The 18,486-nt window shown below is 68.7% G+C and carries 17 protein-coding genes and 1 pseudogene; 9 read left to right on the top strand and 9 right to left on the bottom strand.

Annotated elements, in window-relative coordinates; genetic code table 11:
• Positions 1 to 283: 283 nt before the first annotated feature.
• From VXC91_RS26605 to VXC91_RS26585, 4 genes and pseudogenes are all read right to left on the bottom strand, one after another.
• A pseudogene (locus tag VXC91_RS26605) lies at positions 284 to 1,074 on the bottom strand (family 1 encapsulin nanocompartment shell protein).
• A 13-nt stretch (positions 1,075 to 1,087) separates the two neighbouring features.
• Positions 1,088 to 1,438: an ArsR/SmtB family transcription factor gene (locus tag VXC91_RS26600; RefSeq protein WP_329509869.1), complete on the bottom strand. Its 351-nt coding sequence runs from the start codon at positions 1,436 to 1,438 to the stop codon at positions 1,088 to 1,090.
• Positions 1,439 to 2,007: 569 nt separating this feature from the next.
• Positions 2,008 to 3,069 carry a sensor histidine kinase gene (locus tag VXC91_RS26590; protein WP_329509868.1) on the bottom strand — a complete coding sequence of 354 codons (1,062 nt, stop codon included), beginning with the start codon at positions 3,067 to 3,069 and terminating at the stop codon, positions 2,008 to 2,010.
• Positions 3,066 to 3,740 (bottom strand): response regulator transcription factor, encoded by a 675-nt coding sequence (locus VXC91_RS26585; RefSeq protein WP_329509867.1) that lies wholly within the window; start codon positions 3,738 to 3,740, stop codon positions 3,066 to 3,068. Before VXC91_RS26585 ends, VXC91_RS26590 begins: the two co-directional genes overlap by 4 nt.
• Before the next feature lie 224 nt (positions 3,741 to 3,964).
• On the opposite strand from VXC91_RS26585, the gene VXC91_RS26580 reads away from it, so the two are divergent.
• Positions 3,965 to 5,587 (top strand): ATP-binding protein, encoded by a 1,623-nt coding sequence (locus tag VXC91_RS26580; RefSeq protein ID WP_329509866.1) that lies wholly within the window; start codon positions 3,965 to 3,967, stop codon positions 5,585 to 5,587.
• A 114-nt stretch (positions 5,588 to 5,701) separates the two neighbouring features.
• Here the strand turns inward: VXC91_RS26580 and VXC91_RS26575 are convergent, their stop codons facing one another.
• On the bottom strand, positions 5,702 to 6,805 hold the full coding sequence (locus VXC91_RS26575) for a DNA alkylation repair protein (RefSeq protein WP_329509865.1): 1,104 nt from the start codon (positions 6,803 to 6,805) through the stop codon (positions 5,702 to 5,704).
• Positions 6,806 to 7,328: 523 nt separating this feature from the next.
• Between VXC91_RS26575 and VXC91_RS26570 the strand changes: the two genes are divergently transcribed.
• Entirely contained in the window at positions 7,329 to 10,466 is a 3,138-nt protein-coding gene (locus VXC91_RS26570) for a Tn3 family transposase (protein WP_329509864.1), read from the top strand.
• Here VXC91_RS26570 and VXC91_RS26565 read toward each other — a convergent pair.
• Entirely contained in the window at positions 10,456 to 11,415 is a 960-nt protein-coding gene (locus VXC91_RS26565) for an AraC family transcriptional regulator (RefSeq protein ID WP_329509863.1), read from the bottom strand. The two genes, VXC91_RS26570 and VXC91_RS26565, sit on opposite strands and share 11 nt — an antisense overlap.
• 82 nt (positions 11,416 to 11,497) lie before the next feature.
• Between VXC91_RS26565 and VXC91_RS26560 the strand changes: the two genes are divergently transcribed.
• The 5 genes from VXC91_RS26560 (at position 11,498) to VXC91_RS26540 (ending at position 14,480) form a co-directional block, all read left to right on the top strand.
• Positions 11,498 to 12,334 (top strand): NAD(P)H-binding protein, encoded by an 837-nt coding sequence (locus VXC91_RS26560; protein ID WP_329509862.1) that lies wholly within the window; start codon positions 11,498 to 11,500, stop codon positions 12,332 to 12,334.
• Between the two features lie 280 nt (positions 12,335 to 12,614).
• Positions 12,615 to 12,788: a hypothetical protein gene (locus tag VXC91_RS26555; protein WP_329509861.1), complete on the top strand. Its 174-nt coding sequence runs from the start codon at positions 12,615 to 12,617 to the stop codon at positions 12,786 to 12,788.
• Positions 12,789 to 12,898: 110 nt separating this feature from the next.
• A complete protein-coding gene (locus VXC91_RS26550; RefSeq protein ID WP_329509860.1) occupies positions 12,899 to 13,045 on the top strand; it encodes a hypothetical protein in 147 nt (48 codons plus the stop codon).
• A gap of 85 nt (positions 13,046 to 13,130) precedes the next feature.
• Complete coding sequence (locus VXC91_RS26545; protein ID WP_329509859.1) at positions 13,131 to 13,325, top strand: hypothetical protein; 195 nt, start codon at positions 13,131 to 13,133, stop codon at positions 13,323 to 13,325.
• 762 nt (positions 13,326 to 14,087) lie between these two features.
• Positions 14,088 to 14,480: a hypothetical protein gene (locus VXC91_RS26540; RefSeq protein WP_329509858.1), complete on the top strand. Its 393-nt coding sequence runs from the start codon at positions 14,088 to 14,090 to the stop codon at positions 14,478 to 14,480.
• Positions 14,481 to 14,964: 484 nt separating this feature from the next.
• Here VXC91_RS26540 and VXC91_RS26535 read toward each other — a convergent pair whose 3' ends face one another.
• Positions 14,965 to 15,495 (bottom strand): COG4315 family predicted lipoprotein, encoded by a 531-nt coding sequence (locus VXC91_RS26535; protein WP_329509857.1) that lies wholly within the window; start codon positions 15,493 to 15,495, stop codon positions 14,965 to 14,967.
• 139 nt (positions 15,496 to 15,634) lie between these two features.
• Here VXC91_RS26535 and VXC91_RS26530 point away from each other — a divergent pair, with 139 nt between their 5' ends.
• Together VXC91_RS26530 and VXC91_RS26525 are read left to right on the top strand one after the other, a co-directional pair.
• Positions 15,635 to 16,246 (top strand): RNA polymerase sigma factor, encoded by a 612-nt coding sequence (locus VXC91_RS26530; RefSeq protein ID WP_329509856.1) that lies wholly within the window; start codon positions 15,635 to 15,637, stop codon positions 16,244 to 16,246.
• Positions 16,227 to 17,003 (top strand): anti-sigma factor, encoded by a 777-nt coding sequence (locus tag VXC91_RS26525; protein ID WP_329509855.1) that lies wholly within the window; start codon positions 16,227 to 16,229, stop codon positions 17,001 to 17,003. The genes VXC91_RS26530 and VXC91_RS26525 overlap by 20 nt, the downstream gene beginning before the upstream one ends.
• Before the next feature lie 119 nt (positions 17,004 to 17,122).
• Here the strand turns inward: VXC91_RS26525 and VXC91_RS26520 are convergent, their stop codons facing one another.
• Positions 17,123 to 17,455 (bottom strand): group II intron maturase-specific domain-containing protein, encoded by a 333-nt coding sequence (locus VXC91_RS26520; protein ID WP_329509854.1) that lies wholly within the window; start codon positions 17,453 to 17,455, stop codon positions 17,123 to 17,125.
• A gap of 68 nt (positions 17,456 to 17,523) precedes the next feature.
• The gene (gene ltrA / locus VXC91_RS26515) at positions 17,524 to 18,354 is read right to left on the bottom strand and encodes a group II intron reverse transcriptase/maturase (RefSeq protein ID WP_329509853.1); all 831 of its coding nucleotides are present in this window, start codon (positions 18,352 to 18,354) and stop codon (positions 17,524 to 17,526) included.
• Positions 18,355 to 18,486 lie beyond the last annotated feature (132 nt).

Here is an 18,486-nt window from a genome sequence, read left to right as displayed (position 1 = left end):
GCCGGAGCAAACCCCCGGATCAGGTCGAGCCCGTACACCACTTCCCTGAACGCAACAGGACGCCCGGCGGGCCCTCATCGAGCCGACCTCAACTGCTCAGCGGAAAGCCCGACTTGACGGCGGGCCCACCGGCCACCGTTGGACTGCGGGAAGTCCTCCATGAATTCCTGCACGTCAACCGCACAGGAATTCCATGGAAGTACTTCCTCCACGGCTTCCCGGAGCGGCCCACGGCGACCCCCGCCGACGCGGACCTGCTTCGACCGACTGGCGCCTCCCCCAGTCAGGCGCCAGTCGGCAGCGGCACGAGGGCGGCTACCGCCTCGCTGGTGCGGACCAGAAAGGTGAGGGTCTCCTCCAAGTACAGGGTGACGCTGGTCGCGTCGTGGGAGAGGTAGCCGATCGACACATCCTGGCCGAGGTGCATCTCGAAGTCGCCGCCGCGGGTGGAGAGCAGGAAGGCTCCATCGATGGCGGGCGACGAGACGATGTCCCCGTCCAGCAGCCTGGCGATGTGCTTGATGATCGGGTAGCCGTGGTCGGAGGTCTCGCTGACCGCCGTGTACGCCTCTGTGCTCCGGGCAAGGGAGTACGCGCCGTCAACGCCTGCCAGTCTCAGGGCGGAGACCGCCTGGCTGATCGCGTCCGGGTAGTCGCGGGCGTCGGCGGGCAGCGTCACCGGTGAGTTGGCGGAGCTCTCCCGCAGGCCGACAATGCCGGCGGCCGCATCCCCTCGAAGACAGCTCGGTCCTCGGCGAAGGCGAGCCGCCGGGCGGCGTCCTTGGCCGGCTGCCGGTCGGCGCCCTTGGCCCCCCGGGCGACGTCGTCGGCCTGGCGGCGGTCGACGGTGAACGGGACACGCAGCTCGACCAAGGGCTGGAAGCGGCGCATGTGGGCGATCACGCCATCGGCAGGGGCGTCCACGCTGTCGAGGTGCCCGGTGGCCACACCCCCCAGCTCGACTCCGCGCAGCTCGGGGACGTCGACAATGCGCCGTGCCGCAGCGTGCCGTTTGAAGGTGCGTCGGGCCTCTTCCTCCAGATCGCTCCACGCGGCAGTGGAGAGGGGAGCCAGTTCACGCCGTGCACTACGCGGGCGGCTTCGTCTCGGCCTGCGCGGCCCGGAGGTCGGCGAGCAACTCCGCTTGACCGGCCAGGACACCGGACAGGATGGTCCGCGCCACCCTCAGGAGCTCCGCGACGTGTGGGCTGGTCAGCGAGTAGTACACGGTGGAGCCCTCCTTGCGGGTCACCACCAGGTTGGCCCGCCGCAGCACCGCCAGTTGCTGGGAGAGGTGGGCGGGCTCGATGCCCACTTCGGGCAGCATCTCGGCGACCGCGTGCTCGCGCTCGCTGAGCAGCTCGAAAACGCGGATGCGGGCGGGGTGGCCGAGGGTCTTGAAGAACTCGGCCTTCAGTTGATACAGCGGCTTGCTCACCGGTCCGTCCCCCTCCCGCGGCCGCTCCGCGAACCCCTCTGCCCGTCCTCGGCGCACCGCATCCACCTGCTCGTCCAGAACATGCACTCCATCCTCGCGCGCCGCCACGTCCCGAACCGAATCCGCACTCCGGGACCATACAGCGGACCCCACCCGGCGCTCGGTCACAGGGGCAGGGTGATCCATACGCTCTTGCGCCGCCCGTCCGCATCGGCGCGGACGACCGCCGTGCCGCCCGGCCCGACAGTGGTCAACGCTCGGCTCCCCTTCGACACCCCGCCCCGCCAGGGGCGAACCGGTGGCTGCGCCCGCGGCTACCTGCGGGCGCAGCCACAACAGCATCTAAGTGATTGCGCAATTTCGCAATTCAGCAGCTCCAGGGGAGCTGGAGCCGAGGCGCCGACGGGTGGCCCGATTCGGCCCCGATGCGTGGTCATCGCGCCGCGCACACAGGGTTTCGGACCGCGGGGCAGCGTCCACGGGTCCGGCTCGCACTCAGGCTCTGCCGCTTGGAGCGTCCCGCAGCAAGTGACCCGCAGCCCTTCTGAGCCACGACCTGTGGAATGACCTCATGGCTCGGTTCGACGATTCCCTTTTCCGATCACCGGGACCTGCAGGGTGACCGTGGTGCCCGCTCCGGGGACGCTACGGACCTTGAGCTGAGCGTCGATGAGTTCCGCGCGCTCGTGCATCGCGGAGAGACCTACGCCCTGCAACGCCAAGGACGGCGGAGTCGCTGAACGTAGAGCGGGGCGGCGCCCGGAGTTCGGGGACTGTGGCATGCCGCGCCCGTTGTCGGCCACGGTCAGCGTCACCGAGGAGCTGTCGCTCTTCATGCCGACGGTGATCCGCGAGGGGTCGCCGTGCTTCACCGCGTTGGTCAAGGCCTCCTGCACGATCCGGTAGGCATGTGCCTGTACCTCCGGGGACAGGAGGTCACCGACGTTTCCATCCGCCCATGGCATCTGAAGATCGACACGGACACCGAAGGTCTCCGCGGTCCGCCGGCACAGTGCCTGCAGGGCCGGCCCCAGCCCCAACTCGTCCAGTACGGCAGGCCGCAGATCCACGATCAGGTGCCGGAGCGAGGTTATCTGATTGCCCACCAAGCCGCGGGCCTGCTCGATGGCGCTGCGCATGGGCTCCGAGCGGCCGTCGGCGGCGGCGGCGGACAGCACCACTTGGACTGCGCCCAGCTCCTGAAGGGTGTCGTCATGCAGCTCGCGGGCCCAGCGCCGGCGCTCCCGCTCTTCACCGTCGTGGCGCGCTCGGACCCGTTCGCGGTGCAGCAGTCGCTGGCGCTGCTTCGTGCTTCGCCTCATCGAGGCGGCGTACACGACCAACAGCAACGGGAGCACATGCAGTCCGTTGAGCAGAGGTTGCTGGGTGATGCGGACCAGGCAGGCCACAGCGACCAGGAGCGCGAGGGCCGCCGCCACCGCCAGGAGAATGCGGCCTCCTGAGCTGTTCAGCGGCGCCGCCACAGCATAGGAGGCCACGCCTGCCAGAGACAGGACAAGTTCCGGAAGCAGTGGCCCGTCGGTGATTTCCAGAGCGATCGCGGACACGAGCAGACATGTTCCCGCTGCCTCGAAGGCGAGGCCCGGGCGGGTCGGCTGCGGACCGGTCATGCCACCAGCCCACGCTCGCGGGCCGCAGCGATCAATTCGGCCCGGGTTTCCTTACCGAGCTTGTCCCGTATACGGGCGCGGAAACTCTCCACGGTCCGGACGGACACGTAGAGACGTTGAGCGATCTCCTGGTTGGTGTGCCCCAGCGCCAACAGGGACAGGACTTCCGTCTCGCGTTCGGTCAGCGGTTCGGGTTCGGCGGCATGATGCGGACCCACCCCCTCGACGGCCAGCCGGGCCCCAAGAGCAGGCTGGACGTATGTGGCCCCGCCGGCGACCTGCCGGGCGGCGGCCAGCAGCTCCTCGGCAGCCGCCTCCTTGAGCAGATATCCCGACGCGCCACTGCGCAGCGCCGCCCTGGCGAACGCCGGGTCCTCCTGCATGGTCAGGACCAGGATCCGCGTGCCGGGGGACGCAGTGAGCAACTCCGGAATCATCGGCAGGCTCGAGCGACCGGCCAGTGTCAGGTCCAGGACCAGAATCCCGGGACGGTGCTCGCGGACCATGTCGATGGTCTCGGAGACCGTCGAACTCTCGGCGACGATCTCCAACGCCGGATCCTGAGCCAGCAGCAGCCGCATGCCGGCCCGGACAACCAGGTGATCGTCCGCGAGCACAACGGTGGTCCTCGAGGAGCTTGGCCGGTCGACGGCGGGACTCTGCACGTCCATAGCTGCCACAGTAGATCCGGCACTGCTCTGCGGCAGCCGTCGTCGTCATTACGGCAAACCCGCAGCCAGGTGTGCGGCGACCGTGCATTTCCCTGCGGGCGCGCCGTAGGAGAGGTGCGCCACATCACGGACAGCGCATGCGGCCCGACACCGATGCGCTCATCGGCGAAGCGATGGATGCTCGAATGTAACAACGCTCCCGAACGACGCTCGAGGCAATCATGATGACGTACTCACCTCACGCGTCCGCCCGACGGCATGTCGCACCCACCAGGGATGCCTTCTACTTCGCCCGGCAGCTGGTCGACTCCGCGGTTCCGGCCGTGGCCGACATCGCCGCCGTCGAGGTCTCGGATGCCCTCTTCGACGAGCACACTGCGCTGTCGGAAGCCGGCGCCGGCGACCGCTTCCGGCGAGCAGCCTTCCGCGCCGTGTGCGGTCATGGTTCGCGGTGCGCCTACCGCATCGGTGAGGTCAGCCGCATCCCTTGCGGAACGCCCTACCGGCGCACTCTCGCGGATCGGCGACCACGGGTCATCGCCTGTCTTCCCCCACAGACTCGGTGGCTCGCCCGCGACCCGGTCCGGGCACCGCTCATGCACGAGGACCGGGTGCACTCCCTCATGGTGGTTCCGCTCGTCGCCCACCGCGTCGTTCTCGGGCTCGTGGCCTTCTACCGGTGCAACGGCTCGTCTCCGTTCGGGCAGGCGGACCTGCGAACAGCGGCACGGCTCGCAGCTCGGTTCGCCCGGATGCTCGACGATTTCCGTCGAGACCTGCGTGAACAAGCGATGGGACGCATCCTGCAGCACGCCCTGCTGGCCCGGCCACCCCGCCTGACCGCGATCGAGGATGTCCACGGCCATGTGCCGGCGAGCGGCGCCCCCGGCGGGTGGTTCGACGTCATTCCGCTCCCGGGCACCCGGGTGGGGCTGGCGGTGGGGTTTTCCGGTGGCCGCGGAATCGCCGCGGCAGCCGCCATGAGCCGGCAGAAGGCGCGCGTCGCAACGCTGGCCGCGCTGGACGTCGATCCCGTCGAGACCCTCACCCACAGTCTCCGGTCCTCCGCTCCCGAGCCCCTCCGTTCCCCGGCGGAGGAGTACGCCGCCGATCCGGGCCAGGCGGACAACCGCTGCCTGTACGCGGTCTACGATCCGGTGACCGGCCACTGCGCGGCAGCCCGGACCGGCGCGGCCGTCCTGACCGTCGTCGCCCCTGACGGTGACGTCACATCCATGGGACCTTCGGCTTCGGACCCCGCTGAGGGCGACTCGTGCGACGTCGCCGTGTTCGACGTTCCCCCAGGCAGCCTCCTCGTGCTGAGCTGTGCAAGCACCCCGGAGCGGCGCCGCTGTGCACCGCAGGACCGAGCAGGAGCGGACGGCGGCAGCAAGGGCACGGACGTCCGTCTTCCGATAACGGGAAGAAACTCACACGTCCTGCTCACCGCCCGCACACGGACTGTCGCCCCCACGGACATCGCCACGTGGGACCTGCCCAATGACCCCACTGCTGTGGCCGACGCACGCGACCGGACAGCCACGCAACTGACCGCCTGGGGACTCCCCGATCTGTCGTTCAGCACCACCCTGGTGGTGAGCGAACTGGTCACCAACGCGATCCGTTACTCCAGCGGTTCGATCCGTCTGCGTCTCATCCGCGACGACACCTTGATCTGCGAGGTCTCGGACAACAGCAGTGCTGCACCGCGCACCCACACACCGGCGCCGAGCGACCAAGGCGGCCGTGGCCTGATCATCGTGGCGCACCTCGCCCGGGCCCACGGCACGAGATACACGGCACCTGGCAAGATCGTCTGGGCGGAGCAGGCCATTGACCAGGGATAGCCACTTCACACGACCTCGCGCCTCCATGGGTTCGCACGGCTGCCTCGACGGCTGTCCGCCCGGTGATCGGGCAGGCCCCGTGATGGGCGCGGGCCACCTGGTCGGGCCGCTGGATCAAGGGGCCCCCAGCTCGAACTCCGCACGGTCCGACGCCACGCCGTTGACCTGCAGCGACACGGCATGCGGGCCAGGGTGGTAACGGCGGGTCGTGATCGGGCGGAAGGAGTGCTCACGGCCCACCTCGACGGTCTCGCCCGGCGCCAGGGTACGCGTCGTGAGTTTGAACGTCTTGGCGCTCTGCGAACCGTTGGCCTTGTTGTGGTGGACCACGTAGTCGATCGACAACCGGGCCTCCTGGTCACCGACGTTGCGGATCGTCGCGGTGAAGCGCACGCTCCCGCCGAACGGCACCGTGATCCGGTCGAGCACCGGTCCGCCGATCTCGAGCGACGCCGGAGCAAAGCCGAGCAGTTCGAGGGCACCGGGGTGACCGCGTTTGACGAGCCTACGCAGTCCGTGCCGCACGAGCCGTCCGGTCGTCGGGGTCGGGGCGGCGAGCCAGCCCCGGGCGGTCGTCACGACGAGATCGGCATGGTCACGGCTGAGGTCGTTCAGGTGGTTGGCGACCGACCGCCGGACGTACTCGCTCTCGTCGCTGTAGAGGACGTCGAGGACGGGCACGGTCGCACCGGGGCGGGAGATGAGCGCCGGCACCCGAATCGACCACGGGAGGTAGGGCCGCGTGCCCTCCGAGGCGAGGCGGCGTACGTCGCTGTCGGGGGACGCCGTCCACCCGGTGACGATCCGCAGCGCTCGGTCGACGTCGTGACGCAGCAGGACACGAAGGGCGAACTCCGACGTCAGCCGTCCGGTCAGATCGGCCAGGAGCGCCATCGCGTCGTCGAAGGCGTCGTCGGTCCGCTCGGCGACGGCCTTCGTGGCGACGGCGCTCGTGACCGGCCAGATGAGCCACCCGCCGAACGGCGGGGCGCCACTCTGTGCGGCCCGCACGACGCGGGCCAGCTCGGCGTAGTCCCCTGGTACGTCCGCGAGCAGGGCATCCCGCAGCAGATCGGCCCGCTCACGCAGCGAGAGTGAATCGAGCTGCTCCGCGGCCGCCCGCAAGGAAGCGAGTTCCGCACCCGGGAGCACAGTGTGGACGGCCCTGGTCAGGGACTCGGCGGTGTGGCTGTTGATGAGTTCGTCGGCAAAAGGCATGGCGTGTCTCTTCTGGTGTTCGGGGTGTGTCACTCGAGGTGCTGAAGCACGGACGCGAACCGTCGGCGGTGAGTCGGGAAGGCTGCCCTCGGACCGACAGATCGTACGGCCGCCCACTGACATCACCGTGGTCTCCCGTAGCGGCGCGACCCGGTCCGTGCGACGCACATGGCGGCATTACGACGCACTCGGGAGCGATGACGGCCGTGAGTGCCACCTTCCGTGCGGGCGCCCGCCGAACCGAGCGCCTGAACTCACTCGCCGAGGAACTGCACGACGGCGGAGCACGTGTCCCGGCCCACCGACGACGGCAGGCCCGTACTCGAGCGGAAGCCGGTTGCGATCATCGGTGCGTTCCAGGTGGGCGGAGGAGATACGCGTAATAGCCGCCACTTCGTAGCAGAGCGTGACTCTCAAATACGGTGAGTGTGCGTGCGCTCCGTGATCTGGCCCTGGCCGAGCTACCGGGATCGTCGCTGTTTATGGTGACCGCTGTCGGTTGGTCGGGCGTGGGGCGGTTGGTGTGGCGTCGCTGGAGCGGACGGCGTATCCGAGGTTCAAGAGGCTGATCTCGGAACGGGAGTTGCGGGAGTTCTTCACGCCGTCGGCCGAGGAGGTGGTGTGGGCACGTGAGCATACGCATGACCGCCCGGGCCGGGTCTTGGCGCTGTTGGTGATGCTGAAGTCCGCGGCACGGCTGGGCCGTGTCCCCAAGCTCGGGGAGATACCCGAGGTGGTCGTGGCTCGCGTGTGCGATCAGGCGGGGCTTGCTGCGGGGACGGTGCCCGAGGCGGACTCCGAGCGGAGCGAGGAGCGCTACCGTTCCGCCGTACGTGAGCGCTTGGAGCTGAAGCACAAGCCGGGAGAGGCCCGCGCGGTCGCGGAGGCGGCGATGCGAGCGGCGGCGCTGGTGAAGGCGCATACCGCGGATCTGGTGAACGTGGCGCTGGAGGAGTTGGTCCGGCAGAAGGAGCGGCTGGAGCTGCCGGCGTTCTCCACTCTGGACCGGATGGCTTCTCGTGTCCGTTCCGAGGTGGAAGCCTCGCAGTGCCAGGCGATCGTCGCGCGCATGAGTGACGCGGCGCGGGAGCGGGTCGCAGGCATGCTGGAAGTCGCCGAGGGCAAATACCAGAGTCTGTTCGCGTGGGTCAAGCAGCCCGCCCGGCGGGCGACGTGGTCGCGGTTCAGGGCCCATGCGGAGCGGATGGAGAAGGTGGACGGGCTGGGGGATGCCGTCTTCTGGGTGGGGAAGGCACCGCCGGCGAAGGTGGCCGTGTTTGCCGAGCAGGCGAGGGTGCTGTCGGTGGGCGAGATGAAGGACATCGCCGAGCCCCGCCGCACCGCGAGGACCGTGTGCCTGCTCGCGCAGGTACAGGCGGCGGTGCGGGACGAGACCGTCGTGATGCTCTCCAAGCGCATGTCCCGGCACCTCAAGCGGGCCCAGGAAGAGCTGCTGGAGATCGAGAAGCGGCAGAAGGAGACTACCGAGCAGCTCCTGGCCACCTTCCGGGACGTGCTGACCGCCCTGCGCGGCAGCGGCGAGGCCGCTCCCGGTGCGTGGGAGGGAGAGGCGTCGCTTGATGACCTGCTGGCGTTGAAGAACGCCCGGGCTGCGGTCGAGACCGCGGGCGGGTTCGAGGCCCAGCTGGCGGAGCTGGAGGCCCTGGACGCCTACCAGGGCAGTAACTACACGGCGCTGGTAGAGCGCTTCTTCAAGCCGGACCGGCCGACCATGTTCAAGATCGCCCGCCGTCTGTCGTTCACCGCCACCTCGACCGACCGCAGCGTGCTGGACGCGCTGGACCACGTCCTCGCTCACCAGCACCTCACCCGGCCCCTCGTGGCGGACACGCATCCCACCCGCACGGACGAGAGCGGGGAGTTGGTACGGCTGGACCTGTCGTTCGCGCCGAAGATGTGGCTGAAGACCGTCTACTCCCGTGAACAGCCGGGGATGCTGGTCCGCCGCCATTTCGAGGCAATGGTGTTCGCCTGTCTCGTGGAGGAACTGCGCTGCGGTGATGTCGCCGTGATCGGCGCCGAGGACTACGGTGACTGGACACGGATGCTCCTGCCCTGGGAGCAGTGCGGGCCCAAGCTCGCGGGCTTCTGCGCGCAGGCCGGCATCCCAGCCACCGCGAGCGAGTTCACCGCCCGGCTGCGCGAGCGGCTCACCATGATCGCCGAAAACGTGGACGCCGGGTATCCGGACAACAAGGACCTCACCATCGACCCGGTCACCGGCGTCCCCTCTCTTGCCGTACGCAGAGCGGGCGAGCGCACCGCCTCCGCAGAGAAGCTGGAAGAAGCTCTCTCCGAGCGGCTTCCCGCCCGCAGTGTGCTGGAGCATCTGGCGAGGGCGGCGCACTGGACGGACTGGTGGAAACGGCCCGGCCCGCGCTCGGGCAGCGAGCCGAAGCTGAAGGAGCCCCTGCCGCGCTACGTGACCACCGCGCTCGTCTACGGTTCCGAGCTCGGCCCCGCCCAGGCCGTGCGCCACATGCGGGGCAGCGTGGCCGCGCACGAGCTCGGCGCGATCGCGAAGCGCCACTTCACCATCCCGGTTCTCAACCGGTGCGGGGCCGATGTCGTCAACGCCCACATCGGCCTGGACCTGACGGCCGCGTGGGGTGACGGGTCCGTGGCGGCGGTGGACGGCACCATGATGGACACCGTCATCGACAACCTCCTCGCCGAGACCTCGATCCGCTACGGCGGCTACGGCGGCATCGCCCACTATCTCGTCTCCGACGCCTACGTCGCGCTCTTCTCAAGATTTGTGCCCTGCGGGGTGTGGGAGGCCGTCTACCTCATCGACTCGCTCCTTGCGAACGAGTCGGAGGTCAAGCCGGACACCGTGCACGCCGACACCCAGGGACAGTCCTTCCCGGTCTTCGGACTCGCCCACCTGCTCGGCATCGACCTGCTGCCGCGGATACGCAACTTCCAGGACCTCACCTTCCACCGCCCCGACCCGCAGGCGCGCTACCAGCACATCGACGCACTGTTCTCCACCGACCCGCGCACCTGCATCGACTGGCAGCTCATTGAGAACGGCTGGAAAGACCTCATGCAGGTCGGTCTGTCGGTGCGAGAGGGCACCGTCTCCTCCACCACCCTCCTGCGGCGCCTGAACAACCACTCCCACAAGAACCAGATCTACAAGGTCTTCCGCGAGGTCGGCCGCGCGGTCCGTACGATCGTCCTGCTCCGCTACCTCTCGGACCCACAACTCAGGGAGCAGATCACCAGGGCAACCAACAAGGCCGAGGCATACAACGGATACACGAAATGGCTGCACTTCGGCGGCGACGGCTACCTGCGCTCCCGCGACCCCGAACTCCAGGAAAAAGCCGTCAAGTTCCTCGACCTGATGGCCAACAGCATCATCTTCTCCACCACCACCATCGACATGACCGACGCACTACGGCAGATGACCGCCCAGGGCTGGAAGCTCAACCCCGACGACATCGCCGCGCTCAGCCCGCACTGCAGACACAACGTGCTCCGCTTCGGCGACTACAACACCGCCACCCTGCACATCCCACCCGGCCCATACGACAGCACCCTGCGCCTACGCGCAGACGGCGCGGGAGTGATGCTTCCGGCTGCGGTCGTGGCCGGTGTCGTGCCGACCGTAGGGTCATCCGTCATGAACTGACCCGCCATCCCGGCCGTGCCTGCCGTCGCCAGTGTGAGGGGCTGACCCCGTGTCCCCGTTTGAACGCCACACTGAATGCGAACGCGTCCTCGTACCCCACCGCGCGCGCCACTGCGGCGACGGTCTCCTGCGTGTCGCGCAGCAGATCCGCTGCCAGGGTCATCCGCCAGCCGGTGAGGTAGGTGAGCGGTGGTTCGCCGACCACGCTGGTGAAGCGCGCGGCGAAGGTGGCCCGGGACTGGCCCACCCGCGTGGCCAGTTCGGCGACGGTCCAGCGGTGCGCCGGGTCCTCGTGCAGCAGACGCAGTGCCTCACCGACCGCCGGGGTTGCCAGCGCGCTGTACCAGGACAGGGGCCGGGCCTGTGGCGCGGCGCACCAGGCGCGTAGCGCCAGTACCAGTACGAGGTCCAGGAGCCGGTTCAGGATGGCGTCCTGGCCGGGTTCCTCGTGGGCTGTCTCGGCGGCGAGCAGGTCCAGTGCCGCCCGGGTACGCGGCTGGGCGGGCACGACAGCCAGCGGCGGGAGCATGTCCAGCAGGCGCTCGCCTACGTCACTGCGGAGTTCGTAGGCGCCCCGGAGCAGGGTGGTGGATCCGGGCAGTCCGTCGCCGTACGTGCGGGGTGCCAGGTTCTGCCGTGCCCCGGTCCCGCTGTCGATGACGTGTTTCCTTCCGTCGCGGATCACCACCTGCGGCGGGGTGTCGGGGGCGTCGGCGATCGTGTACCGGCTGGTGCCGGTGATCAGGGCGATGTCCCCGGCGGACAGGCGAACGGGCGGGGCTTGCGGGTCGTCGTCCAGTCGGACCGCCGCGTGGCCGCCGAGGGTTGCCACGACCGTGAGCGACGGGGCGTCGGCGAAGGTCATCGACCATGGTGGCCGCTGGATCAGCTGCCGGATCTGCGCGTCTCTGGCACGGGCCCGGTGCAGTAGATCGCTCAGGACGTCCATGACGGTCACATTAGACGATCACAAAGGGATCAGCGACGATCTCCCATGGATCGTCTGCCTCTGGCGGGGTTGTCTGGGAGGCATGAAGACCATCCTCGTTCTCGGCGGCACCGGCACGACCGGCCGCCGTATCGCCCGCCGTCTGACGTCCAAGGGCCTACCGGTCCGCACGGCGTCCCGCACCGGCGGCGACACCCACTTCGACTTGGACGACCCGGCGACCTGGGCGCCCGCCCTCGACGGCGCCGCCGCCGTCTACCTCGTAGAGCCCAGCCTGCAGCCCGGCCTGGACCAGCGGGCACGCATCCCGCGCCTGGTGGCCGACGCGGTCGCCGCAGGCGTGCGGCGACTGGTGCTGCTCTCCGCCCACGGCGTCGGCAGGGCCGACGACAGCCACCCGCTCAAGGCCGCCGAACAGGCCGTCCGCGACTCCGGCGCCGACTGGACCATCCTGCAACCCGACTGGTTCGCACAGAACTTCAGCGAGTCCTTCTGGCTGCCCGGCATCCTGACCGGAACCCTCGCCCTGCCCACCGGTGACGGGCGCACACCGTTCGTCGACGCCGAGGACATCGCCGAAGTCGCCGCCGCGGCGCTGACCGAGGACCGCCACAGCGGACAGACCTACCAGCTGACCGGCCCGCAGGCGATCGGCTTCGGCGAGGCCGCAGACCTGATCGCCACCGCCACCGGCCGCACGGTCCGTCACCTCGACATCCCTCCTGACACCTTCGTGGACCGCATGGCCACCGAAGGCGTGCCCGTCGGCGTCGCCCGTCTGCTCACCGGCCTGCTCGTGGACATCCGCGACGGCCGGGGCGCGAGCGTCTCCGACGGAGTGGAGCGGGCACTCGGCCGACAGCCCAGGCCGTTCAAGGAATTCGTCGCCGAAGCCGCCGCCGCAGGCCGCTGGGGCTGACCCCGCCACCGGCCCCCGAAGCTAACAGGACTGGCGGGCGATGTCCGACCAGGCCATGGCAGCGGACCGGTTCCGGATGAGCCACGTGACGCGACACGCGCCTTCGTGCTCCGCCTGCTGTCCGGCGCCGAGCGGAAGAACTACTGGCGAGGCCCCCTCACTGTCGTCACTCTATGTACTTGCCAGTAAGACGACACCACCCAACAACAGGCCCGGGGTCTTCCAGGGGCCGCTGGGCACCATCCGCGCCCAACTCGGCCTGCGCCTGGTCCTCCACAAGATGAACGCGAGCGTAGTGGGACAGCCCGAGTTCGTGCTTCCTCACGCCCATCAACACCTGACCGGTGACGACGGGCTGCCCGCTGGGTCACCGGCCTGGGCGATCCTCGAGAACGTCGTTGAACAGCTGGCCGGCCTGGTCCGGTACCAGCGCGTGTTCACCTCAGCCGGCTAGCGACTGTTCTGGCACATCACCTTCTGGTGCATCTACGGAGGGGTGCGGGCCTGCCGGGGCACCGGTCTCACGGCCGGCGGGTGCACTGAGTCGATCGCCGACCTCGCACCATGGGGGCGGCGACCACCGCGATCGGCCTGCTGCCGCCATACTCCGTTCTCGGCATCGCTGCACCGATCCTGCTGGTCCTGCTGCGGCTGATCCAGGGCCTGGCGCTGGGCGGCCAGTGGAGTGGAGTGGTGCGGTGCTGCTGGTGACGGAGTCCCCTCCCGAAGGCAAGCGGGGCTTCTACGGCCGCTTCGCCCAGCTCGGGTTCCGATCGCGCTGATCTGCTCCAACGTGATGTTCCTGATCCTGTCCGCAGTGATATTGCAGGACGCCTTCCTGTCCTGGGGCTGGCGGGTCCCGTTCCTGCTCAGCATCTTCCTGATCGGCGTCGGCCTGTACGCGCAGTCGCGCATCGAGGAGACCCATGCAGCGCAGCGCTGTACGCCGAGTTCCGGACGGCCAACGCGATCTCTCTCTATCTGGCCCTGATAGCAGCGGTGTCGTTCCTGGCGGTCTTTCTCGTCCGTGAGTCGAGGCACCCCAAGAGCGGTGGGGCGTTGGCGCGTCCGACTGTGCCGGTCGTCGAGGTTGACTGACACCGGCCGGATCCGCGGGGGCACTGCCGGATCCGACCACCCGGGTGTGACGGCTCCCGATGCCCCAGGCGGTCATGAGCGTCGCCCAGGCAGCCCGGAGCACTTTCTCCCGGCGGCCACCGCGACGCTCCGTCTTGACTGTCGATGGAGGCGCCGTCCATTCCGAAGTGCATTCGGCCTGCCTTGATGGAGCCACGCGGTAGTGGCTCCAGGCCGGCCAACTGAACGGCGGCGTCACCGGCGCCATGTTCTTCTACCAGGACCCACGTCTGTCCACGGAACTGGCCGCCGCCTTGGCCGCTCTCATAATGGGGAGATCGGCAAACCCTAGAACGCGTGGACGCGCACGACGTCGAGCACGCCTTCGCCCACAACATGCAGCAAAGAGGATGAGCCGGCTGCCGACGCGGCGTCCCTGTTGGTCGCGGTGGAGCGCGGTCCGCGCCAGGTAGACCTCCGTGGGCCGGTGCCCGAGGTGGAGCACGTGGTGGGACGGGTGGCAGGGAACAGGCCCGCCGCGATCACTCGTCCCGAGTTGTTCCGCCCGCCGAGCTGTATCGGGCACGGCCACCGGATTAGAGTTGATCAAGAAAGCGGTTCTTCCTGTTGTCTCACCGTGAGCACAGTTCCGAACTGCCATCCCGCTGGGGGGAATATGACCGTCACCAAGCTCCTGAGACCCGCCCTCGCCGCCACGCTCCTGGCCTCACTCACCGCCTGCAGCGCGTCGTCCGTGCCGGATGTCCCGGCAAGCACCACGACCGGCTCGGGGTCCGCCGAGACGCGTCGTTCGGCAGACCCTGAGCCGGTCGCCGCCATCATGCCCGATGTGATCGGCGGCAACGCCGGGCGCGCGTACGAGCAGATGAACTCCACATCCGACATGGTCTTCAAGGATGCGAGCGGACAGGGCCGTCCGGTGGACGACCCGGCTGCATGGAAGATCTGCAGCTCCCAGCCGGGCCCGAACCAGCAGATCACCAATCTCCCTGTGGTCTTGAATGTGGTGAGAGTTTCGGAGAGTTGCAAGGACACGACACCGAAGTGATGTGTCCGAGGACGCCGGCGTCCTACCACGGTCTACCATGCTGCGCATCGCGGGACTGATGGGACGACCGGCAACGACAGAAGCCCACGGCATCTGAACTGGTCGGAGCCGTGGGGTTCCTCAGCCGTGCCGGTCGCCCGGAGGGCTGATCAGTGGACCGGCAACGTGCCACCGTCCGCGTCAGGGGAGGTAGTCCGGTATCCGGTATCCGGTTGCTCACGAAGGTGAAGTAGCGGACGCCGGAGGCAGCAGCGGGGATCGAGGCCCCCCGGCGCGGATCACGCCTGGCAACTGCACGTCGCTTCCCTCGCATGCCGGACGTCGCAACCCTGGACTTGTTTCGGCCACCGGGGAGGGCCTCCTGCGGTCGGCGTGCAGATGTCGCGATCCACACCGAAACCAGAAGGCCCTCACCTGTTCAAGCACCCGGCACGGGTGTCACCAACGTCCCGGGACAGCACACCCGGGGTCGCTCCCGTCCAGGTCAGTAGCCGTAACCCCCGTTGCCGCCGTCCTCGGTGGCCGAGGTCGTCGGGGCCGCCGTTCTGATCGCGGCGCCCTGCGCGTCCAGCACGAACCAGACGCCGTCGACGCCCTGTCCCTTGACATCGCCGGCAGTCTGGTCGTCGGCGTAGTAGTACAGCGGGTGTCCGGCGTATGTCACCTGCGACCGGCCTCCGCCGCGCGTCGTGCCGATCAGGCCTGCGTCGACACCGTCGCCCGCCTTCGGCTTGCCCTCCATGGGCGGCCAGAGCTTGAGGCAGGCCGCGTCACAGTCCATGGAGTTGGTGTTCTTCCCGTCCGCGGTGAACAGGTACAGCGTCCGACCACTGCCGTCCACGAGCACAGTACCCAAGGGCGAGTTGCTCGTCCTGACGGTGGAGGTGTCCATAGCCGCTGCCGGCGCCTGGCTCCGCGCCCCGCCACCGCTGTCGGCGCCCCCGCCACCGCAGCCCGCCAGCCCGAGGGCCGCCACGAGCGCCAACCCGCATACGGTGATCCTTCCACGATGCATGATGCCTCCGTTCCTTCCCGCATGGTCGTACGAGCGAGTCACGGGGGTTGTACGGGCGAGCCCGGCCCAGGGATTGCGCCGCGTTCCCGGAAATCTCCCGGCGGCTTGGTCAATCTCTTCGCCGGTTTCGTACGTACACATGGGCGTGGTGCTGTTCTCGCGCGCGAACCAGGTCGACGACATCACACTCGTCGCCGGGTTCGCGCTGGGCGACGAGCAGGCGTCCGTCGCCTTCGTCAGGCGTTTCCAAGACGCCGTGTACGGCCTCGCGTTGTCGGTGACCAGGGAGCCCGCCCTCGCCGAGGACGTCAGCCAGGAGGTGTTCGTACGAGCCTGGCGTGCGGCGGGCGACTACGACCCCCGGCGTGCCTCAGTACTGACCTGGCTGCTGACGATCACGCGCAACGCCGCCATCGACACCGTGCGGGCTCGTCGGGCCACGCCCGCCGCGGCCGACACCCTGGAACGGCTCATCGACGTGACCCTGCGCAACGACACCCAGCCCGACGATCCCGAGCAACGGGCCCTGACCGCCCTGGAAAGCGAACGCGCCCTGAGCCGACTGCGCGCCCTGCCGCCGGAGCAGGCCCGTGCCGTTGCTCTCGCCGTCATCGGTGGCTTGACCGCCGCCGAGGTCGGCCGGCAGGAGAACATTCCCCTCGGCACCGCCAAGACCCGTATCCGTACCGGCCTGCGAAGGCTGCGCGACTCGTTGAAGGAGGAACGCCGCGATGGATCGCCACCCCGATGAGGACGAACTGATGGCCCTGGCACTGGGCGCCCTCCCCGGCCGGCAGGACGAACTGGTGCGCCACCTCACCGACTGCCCCGCCTGCCACTTGGCCTACGACGACGTCTCCACCGCCATTGATGCGGTACTGCCGGCCTCGCCCTCCGTCGCCGCTCCACCCGGGTTCGAGGCGCGGGTCCTCAACCGCCTGGAGTTCGAGCGGCCTTCGGACCCAGACCGACTCGGGCATCGAATCCGCGCCCGCCGGTCCTCCACCACCCGCCGCTCCCAGCCGACCCCGACAGACGAACACCACACGCCGTCCCGCTCACACCTGGCGCCGCCTGGCCCCGTCCGCGACCAGCGCCGCCGCCATCGGACGCCGCTGCTGCTCGCTGCGGCTGCGGCCGCCGGGATCTGTCTGGGCAGCGTCGGCGTGGCGGTACTCCACCGCGACGCGACCCCGGTCCACTTGGCCCCCAGCGAGCACGGAGCAACCCTGGTCACCTCGTCGGGCAGACCGGTCGGGACGGTCGAGCCGAGCCGAGCCGGCGACGACAGCGTCATGGTCATGCAGATCACGGGGGGCCGACCCGGAACGCACTACACCTGCCGGCTCCTGCTCGACGACGGCTCCACCCGCAACGTCGGCGCTTGGTGGATGCCCGCCTCCGGACAAGCCACCTGGATCGCGTACGCAGCCACCGACACCATCAACCGCATCGAACTGACAACGGACGACGGCCACATCTGGTCATCGGCCAACCTCAACCACTGACACACCGCACCACAGGCCACATCGCGGGCGGACCGGCTGCACTCCCCCTCCCCGAGCAACGCCCCCGCGATGCCCGCCCCTATCCGCTCCCGGCCGCGCACCATTCAGGATGCCCTGGCTCACATTCGGTGGTAGTGAAGCGTGAGGTCATCCGAGGAGGATGCGGTGGCGTAAGGAAGTGAAGCGTGCCCGCCTGAGTTCCCGAAGCGGAAATACGCGCCCCACGCGCGAAGGAACGCATTCACGTCCTCCACGATCACCTTGACCGGCAGCAACAGCCTGCGCCGGTCCGTCAGTCCACGGATCCGGTCACGGGCATGCTGCACTGCCCTGTCCGAGGGCCAGCGAGCGAGGAAAGCGATCGGACGCCGCCCGCCGTGCGGCCGGGAGGTGACCCACCGGTGATGCAAGCCGAGGAAATCCAGTCCCTCGCCGCCCACCTGCAGGTGCACGATCCTGGTCTTGGCCGCCTTCGGCTCCAGACCGACGTGTGCTCGTACGAGCCGCGCCGGTCAGCGTCCTAGCAGAACACGATGCGCGTCTTGTCCGGATGCAATTCCAGACCGACCTGCTCCAACCGATCGGCGAGCGCATCCCGCACCCGGCGGGCCTGCCTCTCACTCTTGCAGTGAATCACCGTATCGTCGCAGTACCGTTCGAAGGTGACGTGCGGGAAGTTCCGCGTCAGCCACACGTCGAACGCGTAATGGAGATACAGATTCGCCAACACGGGAGAAATAGCCGATCCCTGGGGAGTTCCACGAGCCCGCTCCTGCACCGTACCGTCCTGCTTTGCCAGCGGGGCCACAAGCCACCGCTTGACATAGAGCAGGACCCGCTTCCCGTCCTCATCGATATGCCGCTCGACCGCCTTGAGCATCAGTTCATGGTCCACGCTGTCGAAGAACGCCCGGATGTCGAGATCGACCACCCAGTCGCTGCGCCAACAGCGCCGCCGGCACTGCTCCACCGCATCCAACGCCGACCGCCTCAGCCGGTAACCAGAGGAGTCCGGATGGAACACAGGCTCCACCCGCCGCTCCAGATACATCGCGGCCACCGTCTGAGCGATCCGGTCAGCCACAGTGGGCGCCCCAAGCACACGGACACCTTTGCCGCCGGCCTTGGGGATCTCGACGGCTTTCACCGCCGGAGGGAAGTACGAGCCGGACGCCATACGATTCCACAGCTTGTACAGATTCCTCTTGAGGTTCTGCTCGAACTGCTCGATCGACACTCCGTCCACCCCGGGTGCACCCCGATTGGCTTTGACTCTCAGATACGCCTCCCACACCATCGACTTGGAAATGTAAAACGACTTGATCTCGGCCTGCGGCCTTGATCCGTTCACCTGGCTCCTCCCGGACACACCGGTTGACCACCAAACAAGATCAGGACGGCCCGCCCCCTTCGCTCCGCCCCTATTACAGGGGCTTCATCACTAATAGGAGACGGTCCGTCCCCCTGCCGCGCATCGGTACTC

The organism is Streptomyces chiangmaiensis (assembly GCF_036281785.1).
GTDB lineage: Bacteria > Actinomycetota > Actinomycetes > Streptomycetales > Streptomycetaceae > Streptomyces > Streptomyces chiangmaiensis.
This window is presented reverse-complemented; position numbering and strand designations above follow the sequence as displayed.

Coding starts and splice junctions, on each gene's coding strand:
- VXC91_RS26535 (WP_329509857.1), bottom strand. CDS start 15,495: ATGCATCGTGGAAGGATCACCGTATGCGGGTTGGCGCTCGTGGCGGCC.
- VXC91_RS26540 (WP_329509858.1), top strand. CDS start 14,088: ATGACCGTCACCAAGCTCCTGAGACCCGCCCTCGCCGCCACGCTCCTG.
- VXC91_RS26525 (WP_329509855.1), top strand. CDS start 16,227: ATGGATCGCCACCCCGATGAGGACGAACTGATGGCCCTGGCACTGGGC.
- VXC91_RS26560 (WP_329509862.1), top strand. CDS start 11,498: ATGAAGACCATCCTCGTTCTCGGCGGCACCGGCACGACCGGCCGCCGT.
- VXC91_RS26565 (WP_329509863.1), bottom strand. CDS start 11,415: ATGGACGTCCTGAGCGATCTACTGCACCGGGCCCGTGCCAGAGACGCG.
- VXC91_RS26580 (WP_329509866.1), top strand. CDS start 3,965: ATGACGTACTCACCTCACGCGTCCGCCCGACGGCATGTCGCACCCACC.
- VXC91_RS26550 (WP_329509860.1), top strand. CDS start 12,899: ATGGGGGCGGCGACCACCGCGATCGGCCTGCTGCCGCCATACTCCGTT.
- VXC91_RS26575 (WP_329509865.1), bottom strand. CDS start 6,805: ATGCCTTTTGCCGACGAACTCATCAACAGCCACACCGCCGAGTCCCTG.
- VXC91_RS26590 (WP_329509868.1), bottom strand. CDS start 3,069: ATGACCGGTCCGCAGCCGACCCGCCCGGGCCTCGCCTTCGAGGCAGCG.
- VXC91_RS26530 (WP_329509856.1), top strand. CDS start 15,635: ATGGGCGTGGTGCTGTTCTCGCGCGCGAACCAGGTCGACGACATCACA.
- VXC91_RS26585 (WP_329509867.1), bottom strand. CDS start 3,740: ATGGACGTGCAGAGTCCCGCCGTCGACCGGCCAAGCTCCTCGAGGACC.
- VXC91_RS26555 (WP_329509861.1), top strand. CDS start 12,615: ATGAACGCGAGCGTAGTGGGACAGCCCGAGTTCGTGCTTCCTCACGCC.
- VXC91_RS26545 (WP_329509859.1), top strand. CDS start 13,131: ATGTTCCTGATCCTGTCCGCAGTGATATTGCAGGACGCCTTCCTGTCC.